At 69.9% G+C, this 5,074-nt stretch carries 7 protein-coding genes and 2 pseudogenes; 1 reads left to right on the forward strand and 8 read right to left on the reverse strand.

The features are described 5' to 3' along the window. A pseudogene (locus tag P3L51_RS34865) lies at positions 1–213 on the forward strand (SCO3374 family protein); the annotation flags it as partial. Here the strand turns inward: P3L51_RS34865 and P3L51_RS34870 are convergent. From P3L51_RS34870 to P3L51_RS34905, 8 genes and pseudogenes are all read right to left on the reverse strand, one after another. Beyond that, entirely contained in the window at positions 192–527 is a 336-nt protein-coding gene (locus P3L51_RS34870; RefSeq protein WP_023539576.1) for a histone-like nucleoid-structuring protein Lsr2, read from the reverse strand. The pseudogene P3L51_RS34865 and the gene P3L51_RS34870 overlap by 22 nt on opposite strands. 144 nt (positions 528–671) lie before the next feature. After that, entirely contained in the window at positions 672–1,205 is a 534-nt protein-coding gene (locus P3L51_RS34875) for an amino-acid N-acetyltransferase (RefSeq protein WP_354609378.1), read from the reverse strand. Between the two features lie 9 nt (positions 1,206–1,214). Then, positions 1,215–1,688 carry a BlaI/MecI/CopY family transcriptional regulator gene (locus tag P3L51_RS34880; RefSeq protein ID WP_435594591.1) on the reverse strand — a complete coding sequence of 158 codons (474 nt, stop codon included), beginning with the start codon at positions 1,686–1,688 and terminating at the stop codon, positions 1,215–1,217. A 141-nt stretch (positions 1,689–1,829) separates the two neighbouring features. Beyond that, positions 1,830–2,012, reverse strand: coding sequence for a hypothetical protein (locus P3L51_RS34885; RefSeq protein ID WP_354609380.1), 183 nt, complete (start codon positions 2,010–2,012; stop codon positions 1,830–1,832). Between the two features lie 13 nt (positions 2,013–2,025). Continuing rightward, positions 2,026–2,637, reverse strand: coding sequence for a hypothetical protein (locus P3L51_RS34890; RefSeq protein WP_354609383.1), 612 nt, complete (start codon positions 2,635–2,637; stop codon positions 2,026–2,028). Between the two features lie 185 nt (positions 2,638–2,822). Further along, positions 2,823–3,620 carry a type III pantothenate kinase gene (locus tag P3L51_RS34895; RefSeq protein WP_354609381.1) on the reverse strand — a complete coding sequence of 266 codons (798 nt, stop codon included), beginning with the start codon at positions 3,618–3,620 and terminating at the stop codon, positions 2,823–2,825. Further along, a complete protein-coding gene (gene nadC / locus P3L51_RS34900; protein WP_354609382.1) occupies positions 3,620–4,642 on the reverse strand; it encodes a carboxylating nicotinate-nucleotide diphosphorylase in 1,023 nt (340 codons plus the stop codon). Before nadC ends, P3L51_RS34895 begins: the two co-directional genes overlap by 1 nt. Further along, positions 4,639–5,074: pseudogene (locus P3L51_RS34905) on the reverse strand (L-aspartate oxidase); the annotation flags it as partial. The gene nadC and the pseudogene P3L51_RS34905, both read right to left, overlap by 4 nt.

Here is a 5,074-nt window from a genome sequence, read left to right on the forward strand (position 1 = left end):
CCCCCCGAGCCGGGACGCGAGGTGGAACCGACGCTGCCGGCTCTCACTCATCTCGGACACGGGCCCGGAGGCAGTGCCGGACTCGGGGACAGGGGTGGGGGTGTCCCCGATCTCGTTCGACTCGTGGACACGGCGGCGACGGAGTGCCACCGGGCCCGATTGCTTCGTGGAGAATCGACGGGTACGAAATCTCAGCCGTTGGCCTTCTCGTAGGCCTCGCGGATCTCGGCCGGAACGCGACCGCGATCGTTGACGCTGTAGCCGTTCTCCTTGGCCCACTTGCGAATTTCCGCGGTGTCCTTGTTCCCACCCGCGGCGGCGCGGCCCTTGCCACGGCCACCGGCGGCGCGGCCACCGGTACGACGGCCACTCTTGGTGTACGGGTCGAGCAGCCCACGGAGCTTGTCGGCATTCGCGTTCGTGAGGTCGATCTCGTAGGTCTTGCCGTCCAGCGCGAACGTGACGGTCTCGTCAGCCTCGCCACCGTCGAGGTCGTCAACAAGAAGGACCTGAACCTTCTGTGCCACCGGTTTTCCTTTCATCGAAAATGCAGTACGCCGAAAGGAAACCGCTTTTCTCAGGAAAACACAAACCCCCGGCAGAGGTTCTGTAGCACAAGAACACGGGAAACGTGCGCGATTCGGACATAGGGTTCGGGGTTCTTCCGCCGCTCACAGGTGCAGAAGCATCCGGCTGTTACCCAAGGTGTTCGGCTTCACCCGTTCGAGACCGAGGAACTCGGCGACACCCTCGTCATAGGAACGCAGCAGCTCACTGTAGACATCTCCGTCGACAGGAGTCTCACCGATCTCCACGAACCCGTGCTTGATGAAGAAGTCGACTTCGAAGGTCAGACAGAATACGCGCCGCACACCGAGCCACCGGGCGGTCTGCAACAACTTGTCGAGCACATGGCGCCCCACACCGTCACCCCGGAAGCGGGGATCCACCGCGAGAGTGCGCACTTCGGCGAGGTCTTCCCACATCACATGAAGTGCGCCGCAGCCCACGACCGTCGCGTCGTCGTCGCGTTCGGCGACCCAGAACTCCTGGATGTCCTCGTAAAGCGTCACCGTCGCTTTGTCGAGCAGGATGCCTTCGCTCACGTACGGGTCGACGAGACGACGGACCGCGGACACATCGCTCGTCCTGGCCCGCCGGACGGTGACGGCATTTGTCGCGGCTTTCGGATCCCCAGAGGACATGACTGGACGCTATCGCCCTGCGGGATGCTCTCGGTCGGCGCCCTCGGAGGGGACTTCACCCGGCACTTCGGGCGGGACTTCGGGCGGCACTTCGGGGGCCGCTTCCCGGGTGGCTTCCGGTGCCGTCTCCGGTGCGGCCTCGGGGACCACTTCCGGCCGGTCGGCGCTCACCATACGCACCGCGTCCTCCAGGGCGTCGCGCTGCGTCGGCGACATCATCCCGAAGAAGGCGACAAGAGCGGCCGCCGGGTTGTCACTCTTCGACCAGGCTTCGTTCATCAGCGCAGCCGCGTAGGCGGCGCGGGTGGAGACCGCCGTATATCTATAGGCGCGGCCGTCGACTTCCCTGCGCACCCAGCCCTTCTGATGGAGATTGTCCATTACGGTCATCACGGTCGTGTAGGCGATGGACCGTTCCCGCTGAAGGTCTTCGAGGACTTCCCGGACGGTGACCGGACGGTTCCATTGCCAGACGCGACTCATGACGGCGTCTTCCAGATCTCCCAATTGGCGGGGCACATTGTCACCATAGTGCGAGATGTCTGAATGGCCGGTTATTGACGTTACAAAAAGGACGTACGACGTGGCGGAAGTCGTACGTCCTGATCTACGGCCGCGAGGCCGTCAGGCGCCGGAAGTGTTCCCGCCCGGCTGCTTCACGGCCTCCGCGCGCGCGATCGCCGCGTCCACGGCCGCGTCCTCCTTCGCCTTGTTGTCCCCGCCCTGGCTCTTGACGATCGTCACGACCAGGCCGATGAAGAAAGCGGCCATCACCACGGGAGGCACGAGAGCGGATACGTAGTCCATGGCTCAAGAGTAGCTATCCGGCCGCCCGCCGCTCCTGCGGGGGCGCGGGCTTGCGGCGCGGCGGGAAGACCTCCGACGGCTTCGGCATCGGGCGCTCGGTGGCGGGGCGCCCGGGGGCCGCCGGGCGGCGCGGCGGCGCGGGCTGCTTCCCCGGCGCCTTTCCCGGCTCCTCCTCGGGCCGCTCGGGGTCGGCCGAGGCGCGGCCTCCCTGGAGCGCGAGCAGCCGGGTACGGGGCGCGGGGGCGGCGGGCGACCGGCCGGCGAGCCGGGCCCGTACGGAGTTCTCGGCGATCCGCTGACAGCGGTCGAGCAGTGCGGCGGCGACGGGTGCGGCGCGCAGGGTGCGCAGAGCCATGAGGTCCTCCGGGCGGGGGTCGTACCCGGCGGCCAGGGCGTCCTGGAGAAGCTCCAGATAGCCGGCGGCCGAGCCGGGAAGCGCGGCGCGGTAGCGGGCGAGGTCGGCGAGGAGGAACGCGCGCAGCCGGCCGGCCTCGCGGACCGCCTCGTCCACGGATTCGGCGAGGCGCAGGCAGGCCTGGACGTCCTCGTCGGGGAGGGGAGCGGGGTGGAGGGCGATGGCGAGGGCGCCTCGGAGCACACGCAACTCGTCTGCGCCGAACGCCATGCCGCCGCGTGATCCGTAGGGCGTGGGCATGAGGTGACGATACTCACGAATCGCACAAAATCGTCTAAACGCGACAGCTGCGGCGCGGCGGGACGCCGGGCACGACCTGGTGCGACCCGGGCCGCCGCATATCGCCGGACGGGCCGCTGTCGGGCCGTCCGGCGATCGGGGCCACCGGTCGGGAGCTACATGCGCGAGACGTTCCGCTCGTACACCAGTCGCAGCCCGATCAGCGTGAGCCACGGCTCGTGCTCGTCGATCACCGACGCCTCGCCGAGGATGATCGGCGCCAGACCGCCCGTCGCGATCACGGTCACCTCGCCCGGGTCGTCGGCCAGCTCGCGCGCCATCCGGGTCACGACCCCGTCGACCTGGCCGGCGAATCCGTACACGATGCCCGACTGCATGGCCTCGACCGTGTTCTTTCCGATGACGCTGCGCGGCCTCGCCAGCTCGATCTTGCGCAGCTGGGCCCCCTTGATGCCGAGCGCCTCCACGGAGATCTCGATGCCGGGCGCGATGACCCCGCCCGTGTACTCCCCGCGCGCGCTGACCGCGTCGAACGTCGTGGCCGTGCCGAAGTCCACGACGATCGCGGGGCCGCCGTACAGCTCGACGGCGGCGACCGAGTTGATGATCCGGTCGGCGCCGACCTCCTTCGGGTTGTCCACCAGGATCGGTACGCCGGTCTTGATGCCCGGCTCGACCAGGACGGCGGGGACGTCTCCGTAGTAGCGGCGGGTCACCTCGCGCAGTTCGTGCAGGACGGACGGCACGGTGGAGCAGATCGCGATGCCCTCGACGCCGTCCCCCAGCTCGTCGCCCAGCAGCGGATGCGTCCCCATCAGTCCCTGAAGGAGGACGGCGAGTTCGTCGGCCGTACGGCGCGAGTCGGTGGACACGCGCCAGTGCTCCACGATCTCCTCGCCGTCGAAGAGACCGAGCACGGTGTGGGTGTTGCCGACGTCGATGGTGAGCAGCATCAGACGCCCGCCTCGCGCAGGTCGAGGCCGATGTCGAGGATCGGGGCGGAGTGCGTGAGGGCGCCGACGGCGAGATAGTCGACGCCGGTCTCGGCGTAGGCGCGGGCGTTCTCCAGGGAGAGCGTGCCGGACGACTCCAGCAGGGCACGGCCGGCGACGAGCGCCACGGCCTCCGCGGTCTCGGCCGGGGTGAAGTTGTCCAGCAGGATCAGGTCGGCGCCCGCGTCGAGGACCTCGCGGACCTGCTGGAGCGTGTCGGTCTCCACCTCGATCGCCAGGTCGGGGAACTGGTCCCGGACGGCCTTGAAGGCCTCCGCGACCCCGCCGGCGGCCACCACGTGGTTGTCCTTGACGAGCGCGGCGTCGGAGAGCGACATCCGGTGGTTGACACCGCCGCCGCAGCGCACCGCGTACTTCTCCAGGGCGCGCAGACCGGGCGTCGTCTTACGGGTGTCGCGGACCTTCGCGCCGGTGCCTTCGAGCGCGTCGGCCCACGCGCGCGTGGCGGTCGCGATGCCGGAGAGCCTGCACAGGAGGTTGAGCGCGCTGCGCTCGCCGGTGAGCAGGTCACGGGTGCGGGTGGTGACGCTGAGGAGCTTCTGGCCGGCCTCGACGCGCTCGCCGTCCTCGACGTGCCTCTCGACCTCGAAGTCCTCCGTACAGACGAGGGACAGGACGGCCTCGGCGACACGCAGTCCGGCGACCGTGCCGCCCTTGCGGGCCGTGAAGTCGCCGGTGGCGACGGCGTCGGCCGGGACGGTCGCGACGCTCGTCACGTCCACGCCGTGGTCGAGGTCCTCGCCGATGGCGACGTGGGCGATGTCCTCGACCTGGACGGGGTCGAGTCCGGCGTCGGCCAGCAGCGCGGCGAGCGCGGGGTCGAGACCGCACTCCAGGGAGTCCTCGCCGTCGGAACAGCCGCAGCCGTCGCCGCAGCCCCCGGCGGCGGACGCCGGGGCACCGATCTGGATGAGCGGTACGTCCACGGCCTCGGGGCGCGGACTGTCTTCGGGCGTGCTCACGGTGACGGCTCCCTGGGGACGGGGGGATCTACGGGGTGTACGGCGGGAAATGCGGGGGTGTCGGTCCGGCTCAGCTCCAGGGCGCGGGCCGCCCCGAGGCGTACGACGAGGTGGCGGCGCCAGTCGGTGTCGTCGCGCTCGGGGAAGTCGTCGCGCCAGTGGCAGCCGCGGGTCTCCTCGCGCTCCAGGGCGGCGGCCACCAGGACGCGGGCGACGCACAGGAGGTTGGAGGTCTCCCACGACTCGACGCCCGGCTGGGCGGGTTTTCCCGGGTCCGTGGGACGCAGGGCGTTCTGGTACACGGCTTCCAGGGCCTCGGCGGCCACGCCCAGACTCGTGGCGGACCTGAGGACGCCCGCGCCTTCGGACATGATCCGCTGGATCGTGAGGCGTGCCTCGGGGGCGATGAGCGGCAGGGGCGCGGCGGACTCG

It is taken from the genome of Streptomyces panacea, assembly GCF_040560175.1.
In the GTDB taxonomy this organism is placed as follows: domain Bacteria; phylum Actinomycetota; class Actinomycetes; order Streptomycetales; family Streptomycetaceae; genus Streptomyces; species Streptomyces panacea.